15 protein-coding genes are annotated in these 15765 nt (G+C 60.9%); 12 read left to right on the top strand and 3 right to left on the bottom strand.

The window, feature by feature from the left end:
• The first annotated feature begins 6 nt into the window (after positions 1 to 6).
• Both hemL and BW33_RS27455 read left to right on the top strand, forming a co-directional pair.
• The gene (gene hemL, locus BW33_RS27460) at positions 7 to 1290 is read left to right on the top strand and encodes a glutamate-1-semialdehyde 2,1-aminomutase (RefSeq protein ID WP_047602556.1); all 1284 of its coding nucleotides are present in this window, start codon (positions 7 to 9) and stop codon (positions 1288 to 1290) included.
• A gap of 225 nt (positions 1291 to 1515) precedes the next feature.
• Complete coding sequence (locus BW33_RS27455) at positions 1516 to 2070, top strand: tetratricopeptide repeat protein (protein WP_047296791.1); 555 nt, start codon at positions 1516 to 1518, stop codon at positions 2068 to 2070.
• A 124-nt stretch (positions 2071 to 2194) separates the two neighbouring features.
• Here the strand turns inward: BW33_RS27455 and BW33_RS27450 are convergent, their stop codons facing one another.
• Positions 2195 to 2524: a DUF1820 family protein gene (locus BW33_RS27450; protein WP_003185742.1), complete on the bottom strand. Its 330-nt coding sequence runs from the start codon at positions 2522 to 2524 to the stop codon at positions 2195 to 2197.
• A 133-nt stretch (positions 2525 to 2657) separates the two neighbouring features.
• On the opposite strand from BW33_RS27450, the gene miaB reads away from it, so the two are divergent.
• From miaB to lnt, 5 genes are all read left to right on the top strand, one after another.
• On the top strand, positions 2658 to 3986 hold the full coding sequence (gene miaB / locus BW33_RS27445; RefSeq protein WP_007960557.1) for a tRNA (N6-isopentenyl adenosine(37)-C2)-methylthiotransferase MiaB: 1329 nt from the start codon (positions 2658 to 2660) through the stop codon (positions 3984 to 3986).
• A 214-nt stretch (positions 3987 to 4200) separates the two neighbouring features.
• Positions 4201 to 5199, top strand: a complete 999-nt coding sequence (locus BW33_RS27440; RefSeq protein WP_007960560.1) for a PhoH family protein — start codon at positions 4201 to 4203, stop codon at positions 5197 to 5199.
• Positions 5192 to 5686, top strand: a complete 495-nt coding sequence (gene ybeY, locus BW33_RS27435) for an rRNA maturation RNase YbeY (protein ID WP_047602555.1) — start codon at positions 5192 to 5194, stop codon at positions 5684 to 5686. The genes BW33_RS27440 and ybeY overlap by 8 nt, the downstream gene beginning before the upstream one ends.
• A 5-nt stretch (positions 5687 to 5691) precedes the next feature.
• Positions 5692 to 6531, top strand: a complete 840-nt coding sequence (locus tag BW33_RS27430; protein ID WP_003228526.1) for an HlyC/CorC family transporter — start codon at positions 5692 to 5694, stop codon at positions 6529 to 6531.
• A 15-nt stretch (positions 6532 to 6546) separates the two neighbouring features.
• Positions 6547 to 8070, top strand: a complete 1524-nt coding sequence (gene lnt / locus BW33_RS27425; RefSeq protein ID WP_047602554.1) for an apolipoprotein N-acyltransferase — start codon at positions 6547 to 6549, stop codon at positions 8068 to 8070.
• A 101-nt stretch (positions 8071 to 8171) separates the two neighbouring features.
• Here lnt and BW33_RS27420 read toward each other — a convergent pair whose 3' ends face one another.
• Both BW33_RS27420 and BW33_RS27415 read right to left on the bottom strand, forming a co-directional pair.
• A complete protein-coding gene (locus BW33_RS27420) occupies positions 8172 to 8933 on the bottom strand; it encodes a YdcF family protein (protein ID WP_047602553.1) in 762 nt (253 codons plus the stop codon).
• A 106-nt stretch (positions 8934 to 9039) separates the two neighbouring features.
• Positions 9040 to 9363 carry a hypothetical protein gene (locus tag BW33_RS27415; protein ID WP_047602552.1) on the bottom strand — a complete coding sequence of 108 codons (324 nt, stop codon included), beginning with the start codon at positions 9361 to 9363 and terminating at the stop codon, positions 9040 to 9042.
• 255 nt (positions 9364 to 9618) lie between these two features.
• Between BW33_RS27415 and leuS the strand changes: the two genes are divergently transcribed.
• The 5 genes from leuS to BW33_RS27390 all read left to right on the top strand — a co-directional run bounded on the left by leuS (position 9619) and on the right by BW33_RS27390 (position 15720).
• The gene (gene leuS / locus BW33_RS27410) at positions 9619 to 12225 is read left to right on the top strand and encodes a leucine--tRNA ligase (protein WP_047602551.1); all 2607 of its coding nucleotides are present in this window, start codon (positions 9619 to 9621) and stop codon (positions 12223 to 12225) included.
• 89 nt (positions 12226 to 12314) lie between these two features.
• Positions 12315 to 12920, top strand: coding sequence for an LPS-assembly lipoprotein LptE (locus tag BW33_RS27405; RefSeq protein WP_047602550.1), 606 nt, complete (start codon positions 12315 to 12317; stop codon positions 12918 to 12920).
• 39 nt (positions 12921 to 12959) lie between these two features.
• A complete protein-coding gene (gene holA, locus BW33_RS27400) occupies positions 12960 to 13997 on the top strand; it encodes a DNA polymerase III subunit delta (RefSeq protein ID WP_047602549.1) in 1038 nt (345 codons plus the stop codon).
• 174 nt (positions 13998 to 14171) lie between these two features.
• The gene (gene arfA, locus BW33_RS27395) at positions 14172 to 14336 is read left to right on the top strand and encodes an alternative ribosome rescue factor ArfA (protein ID WP_047602548.1); all 165 of its coding nucleotides are present in this window, start codon (positions 14172 to 14174) and stop codon (positions 14334 to 14336) included.
• A 61-nt stretch (positions 14337 to 14397) separates the two neighbouring features.
• Positions 14398 to 15720, top strand: coding sequence for a lytic murein transglycosylase (locus BW33_RS27390; protein WP_047602547.1), 1323 nt, complete (start codon positions 14398 to 14400; stop codon positions 15718 to 15720).
• The last annotated feature ends 45 nt before the right edge of the window (positions 15721 to 15765 follow it).

Below are 15765 nucleotides of genomic sequence, written 5' to 3'. Positions count from 1 at the left end.
CCGAACATGTCTCGTTCCGAAACCCTGTTTGCCAATGCCCAGAAACACATTCCCGGTGGTGTGAACTCGCCGGTTCGCGCGTTCAAGAGCGTGGGCGGCACACCGCTGTTCTTCAAGCATGCCGAAGGCGCCTACGTCACAGACGAAGACGACAAGCGCTATGTGGATTATGTCGGTTCGTGGGGGCCGATGATCCTCGGCCACAGCCACCCGGACGTGCTCGACGCGGTGCGCAATCAACTGCAACACGGCCTGTCCTACGGCGCGCCGACCGCGATGGAAACCGAGATGGCCGACCTGGTCTGCTCGCTGGTGCCGTCGATGGACATGGTGCGCATGGTCAGCTCCGGCACCGAAGCGACCATGAGTGCGATTCGTCTGGCCCGTGGCTACACCGGTCGTGACAGCATCATCAAGTTCGAAGGCTGCTACCACGGTCACTCCGACAGCTTGCTGGTCAAGGCCGGCTCCGGCGCTTTGACTCAAGGCGTGCCAAGCTCCGCCGGTGTACCGGCAGCGTTCGCCAAACACACCCTGACCCTGCCGTTCAACGACATCGACGCTGTAGAGAAGATGCTCGCCGAAGTCGGTCAGGACGTCGCCTGCATCATCGTCGAGCCAGTGGCAGGCAACATGAACTGCGTACCGCCGGCGCCGGGTTTCCTCGAAGGCCTGCGCGCGCTGTGCGACAAGCATGGCGTGGTGCTGATTTTCGACGAAGTGATGACCGGTTTCCGCGTCGCCCTCGGTGGCGCTCAGGCGTACTACGACGTAACCCCGGATCTGACCACCTTCGGCAAGATCATCGGCGGCGGCATGCCGGTCGGCTGCTTCGGCGGCAAGCGTGAAATCATGGAACGCATCGCGCCGCTGGGCCCGGTGTACCAAGCCGGCACCCTGTCGGGTAACCCGCTGGCGATGGCCGCCGGTTTGACCACGCTGCGCCTGATCAGCCGCCCAGGGTTCCACGCCGAGCTGACCGACTACACCACGCGCCTGCTCGACGGTCTGCAACAACGCGCCGATGCGGCGGGTATTCCGTTCGTGACCACGCAAGCGGGTGGCATGTTCGGCCTGTATTTCAGCGGCGCCGACGACATCGTCACTTTTGAAGACGTGATGGCCAGCGACGCGGCACTGTTCGGTCGCTTCTTCCATCTGATGCTGGAAGGCGGCGTGTACCTGGCGCCGAGCGCATTCGAAGCCGGTTTCACCTCGATCGCCCATGGCGAAGCCGAACTCAAAATCACCCTGGACGCTGCCGAACGCGCCTTCGCTGCACTGAAGTAATCGCCGTACCGCTGACGTTGGCCATTGCCAGCGTCAGCCTTCACCTACACCCACGCCCTTTTTCCCACGCTTGTACTAAAAATCCGCCAGAAAGTGGCCGATATATTCCCCGCGCAGCAGAAAAACGAGTAAAGACTTTGTAAGGTTGGCCCTGCTTATTTCATAATGCGCGCTTATTGGATCCCTCGATGGGTCCGCGTGCCCTTCAGAGGTAAGTCGATTCCCATGAACCGCACCGGCCGCACCCTTGCCTTGGGCTGCCTGTTGCTCCTTCAGCCCCTGCTCGCGCATGCACAAGCAGGCGGCAACTCGTTGTTGATCCCGGCGATGGGTCGTTGCACCCTCAACACTCAGCCGCAAGACGTCACGCAGGCACTGGCCGCCTGCCAGAAAGCGGCGGACGAAGGGGATGCGCAAGCGCAATACGAGTTGGGTGAGTTCTACTACGACGGCAAGAATGCGCCACGCGACCTCAATCAAGCCCTGAGCTATTTCGAAAAGGCCTCGCTGCAAGGCCACGCTCAGGCGCAATTCAAGCTCGGCACCATGTTCTTCCACGGTGAAGGCGTGCAGGCCAACAACATTCAGGCGTACATCGTGCTGAAGATGGCCGCGGTCAACGGCGCCGAAGATGCGCTGGACACCGCTGACGAAGTCTCCGAAAAAATGTCCCGCGAAGACCTCGAAACCGCGACTCAGGTGCTCGGGCAAATTTTCCGTAAATACCTGATGGAACTGCAGAACGCCGATGGGCGTACGCCGTTTTCGCCGCTTCCCTGATTTCTGCTTTGCTTTGACTATCCCCATTCGCGAGCAGGCTCGCTCCCACAAAAGATCTTCGCAGCGCTGGAGATCAAATGTGGGAGCGAGCCTGCTCGCGAATGGGGCGACTCGGTTTTGCGGTTTACTTCTCAGGCATCGGCATCGGAAACGGCATCACATTGCCGACCGCGCCACGGGCTTCGCTGATTTTCGGGGTGCCCAGACGCTCCACCTCGTCGATGCGCACGATCGAATGCATCGGCACAAAGCTGCGCACCACGCCCTCGAACTGCGCCTTGAGCTTCTCTTCGCTCGGATCGACTACCACTTGCGTGCGCTCGCCAAAGACGAACTCTTCCACTTCCAGAAAACCCCACAGATCACTTTGATAGATCTGCTTGGCGTACATTTCGAACACCTGGCCCTGGTTGAGAAAAATCACCTTATAGATTGGAGCTTCGCGTTTGGTCATGGCGGGGGGATAACATCGGGGATAAAAATGAGGGCGCAAACTATAGCATAGCCGCCGGACGCACAGCGGTAGGAACCTGAGGGCTTGTTCCCTATAATGCGCGGTTCTTTGAATCAGGTGACGACCTTACTCCATGGCCAAGAAGCTTTACATCGAAACCCACGGTTGCCAGATGAACGAGTACGACAGCTCGCGCATGGTTGATCTGCTGGGCGAACATCAGGCCCTGGAAGTCACCGCCCGTGCGGAAGACGCCGACGTGATTCTGCTCAACACCTGCTCGATCCGCGAACGTGCACAGGATCGGGTGTACTCGCAGCTCGGCCGCTGGCGCGAACTGAAACTGGCCAACCCGGACATGGTGATCGCCGTCGGCGGTTGCGTGGCCAGCCAGGAAGGCGCGGCGATCCGTGATCGCGCCCCGTACGTCGACGTGGTCTTCGGCCCGCAAACCCTGCACCGCCTGCCGGAAATGATCGATGCCGCACGCAGCAGCAAGTTGCCGCAAGTCGACGTCTCGTTCCCGGAAATCGAAAAATTCGACCACTTGCCCGAGCCGCGCATCGACGGCCCGAGTGCCTACGTGTCGGTGATGGAAGGCTGCAGCAAGTACTGCACGTTCTGCGTGGTGCCCTACACCCGCGGCGAAGAAGTCAGCCGGCCGTTCGATGACGTGATCGCCGAGATCATTCACCTCGCTGAAAACGGCGTGCGTGAAGTGACCTTGCTGGGGCAGAACGTCAACGGTTATCGCGGCCTGACCCACGATGGGCGTCTGGCCGATCTGGCCGAGTTGATCCGCGTGGTCGCCGCCGTCGATGGCATCGACCGCATCCGCTACACCACTTCGCACCCGCTGGAGTTCTCCGACAGCCTGATCCAGGCCCACGCCGAAGTGCCGGAGCTGGTCAAACACCTGCACTTGCCGGTGCAATCGGGTTCGGACCGGATTCTGGCGGCGATGAAGCGCAACCACACCGCGCTGGAGTACAAATCCAAGCTGCGCAAACTGCGCGCTGCGGTACCGGGCATCTGCATCAGTTCGGACTTCATCGTCGGCTTCCCTGGCGAGACCGAGAAAGACTTCGAACAGACGATGAAGCTGATTGCCGACGTCGGTTTCGACTTCTCCTACTCGTTCGTCTACAGCCAGCGCCCGGGCACCCCGGCGGCCGATCTGGCCGACGACACCCCGGAAGAGCTGAAAAAAGAACGCCTGAACGCCTTGCAACATCGTCTGAATCAGCAAGGGTTCGAGATCAGCCGACAAATGGTCGGCTCGATCCAGCGCATTCTGGTCACCGACTACTCGAAGAAAGACCCGGGCGAGCTGCAAGGGCGCACCGAGAATAATCGTATCGTCAACTTCCGCTGCGATAATCCAACCCTGATCGGCCAGTTCGCCGACGTGCACATCGATGCGGCACAACCGCACTCGCTGCGCGGTTCGTTGATTCAATAACACCGCATATCCTGTGGGAGCGAGCCTGCTCGCGAAAGCGGTCTGTCAGACACCTCAATGTTGAATGTGTCGCCGCCTTCGCGAGCAGGCTCGCTCCCACAAGTACGGCGCCAGGGGCATGAATCGGGCGAGTTCATATAAGAGCTTTCGCACCCACGCCACTGGCGTTATCCTTGATTTCATCTTAATTGCCCCAGGGCGGCTAAATACGACCTTGAACGCACCCATAGAACCACATCGTTTTATCCTCGAGCCCTTTGAGGCTCGCCGCTTCGCCAATCTGTGCGGGCAATTCGACGAGCATTTGCGCTTGATCGAACAGCGCCTGGCCATCGAGATCCGCAATCGCGGAAACCAGTTCGAGCTGATCGGCGACCCCAAGCACACCACGTCTGCGGAAAACCTGCTGCGCCGCCTGTACCGCGAAACCAAGGGTACCGAGCTGTCGCCGGACATGGTGCACCTGTTCCTCCAGGAGTCGGCCGTCGTCGAACTGGACAACCACGCCCCCGCCGAAGCGTCCGTCGCCCTGCGCACCAAGAAAGGCATGATTCGCCCACGCGGCCTGAATCAGCTGCGCTATGTGAAGGAAATTCTCGGCAACGACATCAACTTCGGCATTGGTCCGGCCGGTACCGGCAAGACCTATCTGGCCGTGGCTTGCGCCGTTGATGCCTTGGAGCGCGAGCAGATCCGCCGCATCCTGCTGGTACGTCCGGCGGTTGAAGCGGGTGAAAAACTCGGTTTCCTGCCCGGCGACCTGAGCCAGAAGATCGACCCGTACCTGCGCCCGCTGTACGACGCCCTCTACGAAATGCTCGGTTTCGAATACGTGGCCAAGCTGATCGAGCGCCAGGTGATCGAAGTCGCGCCGCTGGCCTACATGCGCGGTCGTACGCTGAACAACAGCTTCATCATTCTCGACGAAAGCCAGAACACCACCGTCGAGCAGATGAAAATGTTCCTGACCCGGATCGGCTTTGGCTCGACTGCAGTCATCACTGGCGACATCACCCAGGTCGACCTGCCGCGCGGCACCAAGTCCGGCCTGCATCATGTGATCGAAGTGCTCAAGGACGTTCCGGGCATCAGCTTCACCCATTTCCAGCCTAAAGACGTCGTGCGCCACCCGTTGGTGCAGCGGATCGTCGAGGCCTACGAGCGCTTCGAGACCCGTGCCGAAGCCGCCAGGGAAACCTCGCGCGATGCTTGAGCTGGATCTGCAAATCGCTACCGAAGCGAACGCCCCGAGTGAAGCCGACTTCCGCCAATGGTGCGAACTGGCCCTGCGCCAGCGCAGCGCCGACTCGGAAATGACCATTCGCCTGGTCGACGAGGAAGAAGGTCGCGAACTCAATCACACCTGGCGCCACAAGGATTACGCGACCAACGTCCTGTCGTTCCCGGCCGAAGTCCCGGACGAGTTTCTCGACATCCCGCTGCTCGGCGATCTGGTGATTTGCGTTGCGGTGGTCGAACGCGAAGCTGTCGAACAAGGCAAGGAACTCAAGGCCCATTGGGCACATCTAGTCATTCACGGCTGCTTGCATCTGCTTGGTTACGACCATATAGATGACGACGAAGCCGAAGAAATGGAAGCACTGGAACGCGAGTTGCTTGCCGAATTGGGCTACCCCGATCCGTACGCGGACGACGAACACGAAACATCCCCTATCGTTACAACAAAGGATTCAGAGTAATCGCTATGAGCGAAGATCGATCGAGCAACGGGCAGAAGTCATGGCTGGGTAAACTGACCCAGGCTTTTGCCCACGAGCCGAAGAACCGTCAGGAGCTGCTTGAGCTGCTGCGTGATGCACATCAGAACAAACTGCTGGACAGCGAAGCGCTGGCCATCGTCGAAGGCGCCATTCAGGTGGCTGACCTGCAAGTACGCGACATCATGGTGCCGCGCTCGCAGATGATCAGCATCAAGGCGACCCAGACCCCTCGTGAGTTCCTGCCGGCCGTGCTCGACTCGGCCCACTCGCGCTACCCGGTCATCGGCGAAAGCCACGACGACGTGATGGGCGTGCTGCTGGCCAAGGATCTGCTGCCGCTGATTCTCAAGGAGAACGGCGACAGCTTCAACATCAAGGATCTGCTGCGCCCGGCCACCTTCGTGCCGGAGTCCAAGCGTCTGAACGTGTTGCTGCGTGAATTTCGCGCCAACCACAACCACATGGCCATCGTCATCGACGAGTACGGCGGCGTGGCCGGTCTGGTGACGATTGAAGACGTGCTGGAACAGATCGTCGGCGACATCGAAGACGAGCACGACGTCGAAGAAGACAGCTACATCAAGCCGCTGCCCAGCGGTGACTTCCTGATCAAGGCCCTGACGCCGATCGAGAACTTCAACGAGTTCTTCGACAGCGAATTCTCCGACGACGAATTCGACACCGTCGGCGGCCTGGTGATGAGCGCGTTCGGGCACTTGCCAAAGCGTAACGAAATCACTGAAATCGGCGCCTATCGTTTCCGCATCCTGAACGCCGACAGCCGTCGGATTCATTTGCTGCGACTGACACCTATCGCCCGGTAATCATTAAGGAAAGAAATGCGCTGGACAACCCGCCCCGGCTGGCCCGGTAACCTGCTGGCTGTGGCGGCCGGTGCAATCACCACCTTCGCCCTCGCCCCGTTCAACATCTGGCCGCTGGCTTTGCTCGCGGTCGGCCTGTTCTACGCTGGCCTGCGCGAGCTGAAGCCGCGTCAGGCACTGGGCCGTGGTTGGTGTTTCGGTTTCGGCCTGTTCGGCGCCGGCACCAGCTGGATCTACTACAGCATCCACCATTTCGGTGGCGCATCAGTACTGCTGGCCGGGTTCCTGATGCTGCTGTTCACCGCAGCGATCGCGTTTTTCTTTGCCCTGCCCGCCTGGGTCTGGGCGCGCTGGTTGCGCCGCAATGAAGCACCGCTGGCCGATGCGCTGGCGTTTGCCGCGCTGTGGGTCGGTCAGGAGGCCTTTCGCGGCTGGTTCCTCACCGGTTTCCCTTGGCTCTACTCCGGTTACAGCCAGCTCGACGGTCCATTGGCCGGGCTCGCGCCAGTGGGTGGCATGTGGTTGGTGTCGTTCGTTCTGGCGCTGACTGCGGCGCTGATCTACAACGCGCCGCGTCTGCTGCAATCCGGTCGCAAGGGTTTTATCGCGGCTGGCCTAGTGTTGCTGGTCGGGCCTTGGGTGGCAGGCATTGCACTCAAGGGCCACGCCTGGACCAGTCCGTCCGGCCCGGCACTGAGCGTTGCCGCAATTCAGGGCAACGTCGAACAAAGCATGAAATGGGATCCGGCGCAGCTCAACGCGCAACTGGCGCTGTACCGCGACCTGAGCTTTCGTTCCAGACCGGTGGACCTGCTGATCTGGCCGGAAACCGCCGTGCCGGTGCTCAAGGAGTCCGCCGAGGGCTACCTGAACATGATGGGCAACTTCGCCGCCGAGCGTAAATCGGCGCTGATCACCGGCGTGCCGATCCGCGAGACGGTTCGCCACGAAAAACGCTTCTTCAACGGCATCACCGTGGTCGGCGAAGGCGATGGCACCTACCTCAAACAGAAACTGGTGCCGTTCGGTGAGTACGTACCGTTGCAGGATCTGCTGCGCGGTTTGATCGCGTTCTTTGACTTGCCGATGTCCGACTTCGCTCGCGGGCCGGCGGATCAGCCGTTGCTGCAGGCCAAGGGTTATCAGATTGCGCCGTTCATCTGCTACGAAGTGGTGTACCCGGAGTTCGCTGCCGGTTTGTCGGCACGCAGCGATCTGCTGCTGACGATCAGCAACGACACCTGGTTCGGCACCTCGATCGGCCCGCTGCAACACCTGCAAATGGCGCAAATGCGCGCACTTGAGGCAGGCCGCTGGATGATCCGCGCCACCAACAATGGCGTGACCGGACTGATCAACCCGTTCGGGCAGATCACCGAGCAGATCCCGCAGTTCGAGCAGGGCATTCTGTATGGCGAAGTGGTGCCGATGCACAATCTGACGCCGTACCTGCAATGGCGTTCGTGGCCGCTTATCATCGTCTGTTTGCTGCTGTTTGGCTGGGCGCTGATGGCAAGCCGGATGTCGAAAACCCTTTAAAGCAAAAGATCGTCCGATCGCGGCCCGAGCCTGCGGCAGCTCCTACATGGGGATTTGTGTTTTCCCTGTAGGAGCTGCCGCAGGCTGCGATCTTTTGATCTTCAGCGGTAAAACAACGAATACCCCACCTGCCCCACCGCCTCATTCAGCAACTGTCCGCTCTGCCAGATCGACTTGAACTCCGGCAGCCAGCCACCAAACGGTCGTGCATTATCGGTCCCGAGAAACCCTACGGGCGCCGGTACCACTTCGAATCCTGCCTGCTGGAAACACCACACGGCGCGCGGCATGTGCCAGGCCTGCGTCACCACCACGACGCGCTTGATGCCCTGGGGCAACAAAAGGTCGGCACTGAACCTGGCGTTTTCCCAGGTGGTACGGCTTTCACCTTCCTGCCAGCGCGTGGTCACGCCGAAATCATCGCGCAGTGAATCGGCCATCAGCTTCGCTTCCGTCGGCGGTGTGCCGTAATGCAAGCCACCACTGGTCAGGATCGGCAACCCGGACGCCTTGGCCAGCCGCGCGGCATAGCGCTGACGCTCCAGCCCCACGCCGGTCGGCTGATCCTCGCCCCAGGCCAGATCGCCGCGCTCGCGCCCGGAACCCAGCACCACAATGGCATCGGCGCGCTGCGCCAACATCGACCACGCATCACGGGGCAGCGGCGGCTCACGCTCCAGCGCCTTGGCGCCCCACTGCACCACCACCGGCAGGCTCATCAGCCAGAAACCACCCAGACCAAGGGCGAAACACGCAGCGGCCAGCCGCGGCCGGGAGCGGCGCAGCCACCAGGCGACCAGCAACAGCAGTAAAAGAATGCCGGGCGGCAATAGAAGTTGTTTGATGAAGTAACGAAAAGGCATCGGGGCATCTCCAGAGATGCCCGAAGCCTAAGAGTGTTAATAACGCGTTACAACCGATAGTCAGGATCCTGTTGGAAAAGATCCGTTATTTTGACCTGCCATGCGTTTACTTGGCCTGCACAGAACGAACCTTGACGGTGTCTTTGTCGGGCGCCTTGTCCTTGAGCCAGATGACCTTGGCCGATTGTGGTGCATCGAGCTGCTTCACTGCCAGCGACAAGCTTCCATGCGTTTCACGTTCACAGCGATCCAGATAGGCCTTGACCAGTTTGAACTCGGCGGGGCTCAAGCCACGCAATTCCAGTTCCACGGGGCGCTCGTCGCGCAGCCGGCCAGCGGTTTTTGCAGCGTCGAGCGCCATGCCCAGACGATCCATCAACCGTTCGTACAACTCGGGTTTCGTCACGTTTTTTTGCCGTTGCTCCACCATCCCTCACCTCATTGAAGATAAGACTCACTCCCCAATAAGAGCTTAGCTTCGCTGCACAAACCGGCTGAACGCCGCGACCAACGGCCCTCGCCACGGTTTTCCGGGGCCAGACAGCTGTAATCAGGGTTTCCCTAGGCCAAGCGCGGTCATGTATGCTACGGCGCTTCCTGTCATTCCACTTCCAGCTTGTCCGGAGCATCCCCGGAGGGCGCGTTGAAGAGGATTAGGCCACCCCTATCCAGTACAAAAGTAGCCATGCACGAACAATATCAGCCCCGTGAAATCGAAGCCGCCGCCCAGTCGTTCTGGGACGAGCAAAAGTCCTTTGAAGTCAGTGAACAGCCAGGCAAGGAAACCTACTACTGCCTGTCGATGTTCCCTTACCCCAGCGGCAAGCTACACATGGGGCACGTGCGCAACTACACCATCGGCGACGTGATCTCCCGCTACCAGCGCATGCAAGGCAAGAACGTTCTGCAACCGATGGGTTGGGACGCCTTCGGCATGCCGGCGGAAAACGCCGCGATGAAGAACAACGTGGCGCCCGCCAAGTGGACCTACGAAAACATCGCCTACATGAAGTCCCAGCTGCGCAGCCTGGGCCTGGCGGTGGACTGGTCCCGTGAAGTGACCACCTGCAAGCCCGATTACTACCGCTGGGAACAGTGGCTGTTCACTCGCCTGTTCGAAAAAGGCGTGATCTACCGCAAGAACGGTACCGTGAACTGGGACCCGATCGACCAGACTGTTCTGGCCAACGAGCAGGTGATCGACGGTCGCGGCTGGCGTTCCGGCGCGCTGATCGAAAAGCGCGAAATCCCGATGTACTACTTCAAGATCACCGCTTACGCGGATGAGCTGCTGGAGAGCCTCGACGAACTGACTGGCTGGCCGGAACAGGTCAAGACCATGCAGCGCAACTGGATCGGCAAATCCCGCGGCATGGAAGTGCAGTTCCCGTACAACGTCGACTCGATCGGCGAAGCCGGTACCCTCAAGGTCTTCACCACCCGTCCGGACACCCTGATGGGCGCGACCTACGTTGCCGTGGCTGCCGAGCACCCGCTCGCCACCCAGGCAGCGCAGAACAACCCTGAGCTGCAAGCGTTCATCGCCGAATGCAAGGGCGGCAGCGTGGCTGAAGCCGACGTCGCCACTCAAGAGAAAAAAGGCCTGCCGACCGGCCTGTTCGTCGAGCACCCGCTGACCGGTGAAAAACTCCCGGTATGGGTCGCCAACTACGTGCTGATGCACTACGGCGACGGCGCCGTGATGGCGGTCCCGGCGCACGACGAGCGCGATTTCGAATTCGCCCACAAGTACAACCTGCCGGTCAAATCGGTGGTGCGCACCAGTTCCGGTGACACTAACCCGGCTCCGTGGCAAGACGCCTACGGCGAGCACGGCACGCTGATCAACTCCGGCGAGTTCGACGGCCTGGACTTCACCGGCGCCTTCGACGCCATGGAAGTCGCCCTGATCAAGAAAAACCTCGGCGCCTCGCGCACCCAGTTCCGTCTGCGCGACTGGGGCATCAGCCGTCAGCGCTACTGGGGCTGCCCGATCCCGATCATCCACTGCGCCACCTGCGGTGACGTGCCGGTGCCGGAAGACCAGTTGCCGGTGGTGCTGCCGGAAGACGTGGTGCCGGACGGCGCCGGTTCGCCGCTGGCGCGCATGCCGGAATTCTACGAGTGCATCTGCCCGAAATGTGGCCAGCCTGCCAAGCGTGAAACCGACACCATGGACACCTTCGTCGAGTCCTCGTGGTACTACGCCCGTTACGCCTCGCCGCACTTCGAAGGTGGCCTGGTGGAAAAGTCCGCGGCCGACCACTGGCTGCCGGTTGATCAGTACATCGGCGGTATCGAACACGCCATTCTTCACCTGCTGTACGCACGCTTCTTCCACAAGCTGATGCGTGACGAAGGTCTGGTCAGCTCCAACGAGCCGTTCAAGAACCTGCTGACCCAGGGCATGGTGATCGCCGAAACTTACTATCGCCGCGAAGCCAATGGTGCCTACACCTGGTTCAACCCGGCGGACGTGGAACTGGAGCGTGACAGCAAGGCCAAGGTCATCAGCGCCAAATTGAAATCCGACGGCTTGCCGGTGGAAATCGGTGGCACCGAGAAGATGGCCAAGTCCAAGAACAACGGCGTCGACCCACAGTCGATGATTGATCAGTTCGGCGCGGATACCTGCCGCCTGTTCATGATGTTCGCCTCGCCGCCTGACATGAGCGCTGAATGGTCGGACTCCGGCGTTGAAGGCTCGCACCGCTTCCTCAAGCGCGTCTGGCGTCTGGCGCAGGCCCACGTCACCCAGGGCCTGCCGGGCAAGCTGGACGTCGCCGGCCTGAACGACGAACAGAAAACCGTGCGCCGCGCCATCCACCTGGCCATCAAACAGGCCAGCCATGACGTCGGCCAGAACCACAAATTCAACACCGCCATCGCTCAGGTGATGACGCTGATGAACGTGCTGGAAAAAGCCGCGCAAGGCACCGAACAGGATCGCGCACTGATTCACGAAGGTCTGGAAGCCGTGACGTTGCTGCTGGCTCCGATCACGCCGCACATCAGCCATGAGCTGTGGAATCAACTGGGTCACGCTGACCCGGTGATTGATGCCGGCTGGCCTGCGGTCGATGAAAGCGCACTGGTGCAGGACAGCCTGCAACTGGTCATTCAAGTGAACGGCAAGCTGCGTGGCCAGATCGAAATGCCGGCCGGCGCCACCCGCGAAGAAGTCGAAGCGGCTGCCCGCGCCAACGAAAACGTGCTGCGTTTCGTCGACGGTCTGACCATTCGCAAAGTGATCGTTGTACCGGGAAAACTGGTCAACATCGTCGCCAGCTAAAATTGGATTGGGCGTCAGGTTCGCCTGACGCACTGTAAAACCTTTCGGGCCGCAGGGTCGGCCCACATGGTTTCAAGGGGAGCAACACAATGATCAAACGCAATCTGCTGGTGATGGGCCTCGCCGTTCTGCTGAGCGCCTGCGGTTTCCAGCTGCGTGGCACCGGCACCAACGAACTGTCGATCAAGGAGCTCGATCTGAGCGCCCGTAACGCTTATGGCGAGACCGTCACCCAGCTGCGCCAGGTGCTGGAGTCCAGCGGCGTCAAGGTCTACAGCGGTGCACCGTACAAGCTGTATCTGGCTGACGAGCAGGAAAACCAGCGCATCCTCAGCTACGCCGGCGCCGGCCGTACTGGCGAATACCAGGTCAACACCGTGCTGAACTACGACATCGTTGGCGAACACAATCTGAACCTGCTGAGCGACAAGCTTGAAGTGCAGAAAGTGTTCATCCACGACGGCAACAACCTCGTCGGCTCCGATCAGGAAGCCAACGACGCTCGTCGCGAAACCCGTCGCGAACTGGTTCAGCGCATGATGCTGCGTCTGCAACAGCTGACTCCGGGCCAACTGGAGCAGCTGCAGCAAGCGGCCAACGACCGTGCCCGGGCTGAAGCCGACGCGCTGAAGGCAGCACAGAAGGCTGAAGCGGAAACCCCGCGTCAGTCGCCGCTCGAACTGCCGCAGCAGTAAGACGTACGGGGCGCTCAGGCGCCCCGTTCGCCCTCTCTTATGAAGCTCGCTCCCGCTCAACTCGGCAAACACCTGCAAGGCGCCCTTGCGCCTGTCTATATCATCAGCGGCGATGACCCGCTGTTGTGCCAGGAAGCTGCCGACGCCATTCGCAGTGCGGCCCGCCAGCAAGGTTTCGACGAACGCCAGGTGTTCGCCGCCGACGCCAATTTCGATTGGGGGACCTTGTTGCAGGCCGGCGCCAGCATGTCGTTGTTCGCTGAAAAGCGCCTGCTGGAACTGCGTTTGCCTTCAGGCAAACCCGGTGACAAGGGCGCTGCCGCGCTGATCGAATATTGCTCGCGCCCCGCTGAAGACACGGTGCTGCTGATCAGCTTGCCCAAGCTCGATGGCAGTGCGCAGAAGACCAGGTGGGGCAAGGCGCTGGTCGAAGGCCAGCAGACTCAATTCATCCAGATCTGGCCAGTGGATGCCAATCAGCTGCCGAGCTGGATTCGCCAGCGTCTGTCGCAGGCCGGCTTGTCGGCCAGCCAGGACGCGGTCGAACTGATTGCCGCACGCGTCGAGGGCAACCTGCTCGCCGCGGCGCAGGAAATCGAAAAGCTCAAGTTGATGGCCGAAGGTGGGCAGATCACCGTCGAAACCGTGCAGGCCGCGGTGGCCGACAGCGCGCGCTTCGACGTGTTCGGCCTGACCGACGCCGTACTCAACGGCGAACCGGCCCACGCCTTGCGCATGCTCGAAGGGCTGCGCGGTGAAGGCGTCGAGCCTCCGGTGATTCTCTGGGCGCTGGCGCGAGAGTTGCGCCTGCTGGCCAATATCTCGCTGCAGTACAGCCAGGGCACGCCGCTGGACAAGTGCTTCAGCCAGGCGAAACCGCCGGTCTGGGACAAACGCAAACCGCTGATGAGCAAAGCCCTGCAACGGTACTCGGCACAGCGCTGGGCGCAGTTGTTGCTCGAAGCCCAGCGCATCGATGCGCAAATCAAGGGTCAGGCCGCCGGTTCGCCGTGGATGAGCCTGAGCCGGTTGGCGTTGTTGATGGCTGGGCAGCGGCTGACTCTTCCCGCCGAATAAAAGCAAAAAATCGCAGCCTTCGGCAGCTCCTACACCGATCCTTGTAGGAGCTGCCGAAGGCTGCGATCTTTTGATCTTTTTTCCTACACATCATCTCTACATCTGTCCTATAGACAGACGCTTGATAACGGCAGATTATTCGCCCCGCAGCACCCACCCACCGAGAGATCCAGCATGAGCAAAAAGCCATCGAAACATGGCCCGAACAAGGCCAAATCCATCATCGCCCAACCCCTGTTCCGCAGTCGCCAGGAACGACCGACCAAGGGTAAAGGCAGCTACCGCCGCGAAGCCTTCCAGTCTGACAACTGGGAGGCTTCTTACTTTCTGGCTGCCTGAAGCACAGTACCCCCCGGTCATGTTAAGGTCTGCACCTGATTCGTATCCTCTGGAACCGTGCATGCCCTTCAGTCTTTCCCGTCGTTGGCCCGTTCGCCAACTGATCGCTGCCTCCAGCTTCATTCTGCTTGTCGCCTGCGCGGAAAAACCTACCGCCGCCGATGCGCAACCTCTTCAAGCCGCCCCTGTCGCAACAGCCCCGGCAATCATCCCGCCGGTAGTGCCGTCCGCTGACCCGCTTGATCTTCAGCCAACCCAGACCTTTGCCGAATGGCAGGCGGGTTTCCGCAAGGATGCGCTGGCGGCCGGGATCCGCGCCGATCTGTTCGACCGCGCCTTTGCCAATGTCAGCTTCGATGCCAGCGTGATCAAAGCCGACCGCAGCCAACCTGAGTTCTCCCGTCCGGTATGGGAATACCTCGATGGCGCCCTGTCACCGCTGCGGGTGCGCAAGGGCCAGGCGCTGATCAGTCAGTACGCCGACATCCTGCAAAGCATCGAGCAGCGCTATGGCGTTGATCGTCAGGCGCTGGTGTCAGTGTGGGGCATGGAAAGCAATTTCGGCCAGTTCCAGGGCAACAAGTCGGTGATCAATTCATTGGCGACCCTGGCGTACGAAGGCCGCCGCCCTGCCTTCGCTCATGCGCAACTGATCGCTGCCCTGCAGATCCTGCAACAGGGCGATATCACCCCTGAGAAGATGCTCGGCTCGTGGGCCGGCGCGATGGGCCAGACCCAGTTCATTCCGACCACCTACAACACCCACGCCGTGGATTTCGACGGTGACGGGCGCCGCGACATCTGGGGCAGCCCGGCGGATGCGCTGGCCTCCACCGCGCACTACCTGCAAAGCTCCGGCTGGCAACGTGGTCAGCCATGGGGCTTTGAAGTGCAGCTGCCGAGCGGCTTCAACTACACCCTGGCCGATGGCTCCCTGCGCAAGACCGTTGCCGAATGGCGTCAACTCGGCGTAATCCTGCCCAATGGCGGCCAGGCCCCGGCCGGCTCGGATCAACTGTCCGCGGCCCTGCTGCTGCCGGCCGGCTACCGTGGCCCGGCGTTCCTGATCCTCGATAACTTCCGGGCGATCCTCAAGTACAACAACTCGTCGTCCTATGCACTGGCAGTCAGTCTGTTGTCCGAGCGCTTCAATGGCGCAGGCCTGATCAACGGCACGTGGCCAAAAGACGACCTGCCATTGAGCCGTACCGAACGCATCGAATTGCAGACCCTGCTGAGTGCGCGTAACTACGATGCAGGCACGGCTGACGGGATTATCGGCGCCAATACCCGCAAGGCGATCCGCAGTGCCCAGCAGGCGTTTGGCTGGCCGGCGGATGGCTATCCGACGCATAAATTGCTTGAGAGCCTGCGCAACCAATAAAGCAAAAATCAAAAGATCGCAGCCTTCGGCAGCTCCTACACGGGA

The organism is Pseudomonas sp. RIT288, assembly GCF_000631985.1.
Classification (GTDB): Bacteria; Pseudomonadota; Gammaproteobacteria; order Pseudomonadales; family Pseudomonadaceae; genus Aquipseudomonas.
The sequence above is the reverse complement of the archived record's forward strand: the minus strand, read 5'-3'. Positions and strand labels throughout refer to the sequence as shown.

What these genes read in the sequence shown, in the direction of transcription:
- hemL (WP_047602556.1), top strand. Translation starts at nt 7, where the DNA reads ATGTCTCGTTCCGAAACCCTGTTTGCCAATGCCCAGAAACACATTCCC.
- BW33_RS27455 (WP_047296791.1), top strand. Translation starts at nt 1,516, where the DNA reads ATGAACCGCACCGGCCGCACCCTTGCCTTGGGCTGCCTGTTGCTCCTT.
- BW33_RS27450 (WP_003185742.1), bottom strand. Translation starts at nt 2,524, where the DNA reads ATGACCAAACGCGAAGCTCCAATCTATAAGGTGATTTTTCTCAACCAG.
- miaB (WP_007960557.1), top strand. Translation starts at nt 2,658, where the DNA reads ATGGCCAAGAAGCTTTACATCGAAACCCACGGTTGCCAGATGAACGAG.
- ybeY (WP_047602555.1), top strand. Translation starts at nt 5,192, where the DNA reads ATGCTTGAGCTGGATCTGCAAATCGCTACCGAAGCGAACGCCCCGAGT.
- BW33_RS27430 (WP_003228526.1), top strand. Translation starts at nt 5,692, where the DNA reads ATGAGCGAAGATCGATCGAGCAACGGGCAGAAGTCATGGCTGGGTAAA.
- lnt (WP_047602554.1), top strand. Translation starts at nt 6,547, where the DNA reads ATGCGCTGGACAACCCGCCCCGGCTGGCCCGGTAACCTGCTGGCTGTG.
- BW33_RS27420 (WP_047602553.1), bottom strand. Translation starts at nt 8,933, where the DNA reads ATGCCTTTTCGTTACTTCATCAAACAACTTCTATTGCCGCCCGGCATT.
- BW33_RS27415 (WP_047602552.1), bottom strand. Translation starts at nt 9,363, where the DNA reads ATGGTGGAGCAACGGCAAAAAAACGTGACGAAACCCGAGTTGTACGAA.
- leuS (WP_047602551.1), top strand. Translation starts at nt 9,619, where the DNA reads ATGCACGAACAATATCAGCCCCGTGAAATCGAAGCCGCCGCCCAGTCG.
- BW33_RS27405 (WP_047602550.1), top strand. Translation starts at nt 12,315, where the DNA reads ATGATCAAACGCAATCTGCTGGTGATGGGCCTCGCCGTTCTGCTGAGC.
- holA (WP_047602549.1), top strand. Translation starts at nt 12,960, where the DNA reads ATGAAGCTCGCTCCCGCTCAACTCGGCAAACACCTGCAAGGCGCCCTT.
- arfA (WP_047602548.1), top strand. Translation starts at nt 14,172, where the DNA reads ATGAGCAAAAAGCCATCGAAACATGGCCCGAACAAGGCCAAATCCATC.
- BW33_RS27390 (WP_047602547.1), top strand. Translation starts at nt 14,398, where the DNA reads ATGCCCTTCAGTCTTTCCCGTCGTTGGCCCGTTCGCCAACTGATCGCT.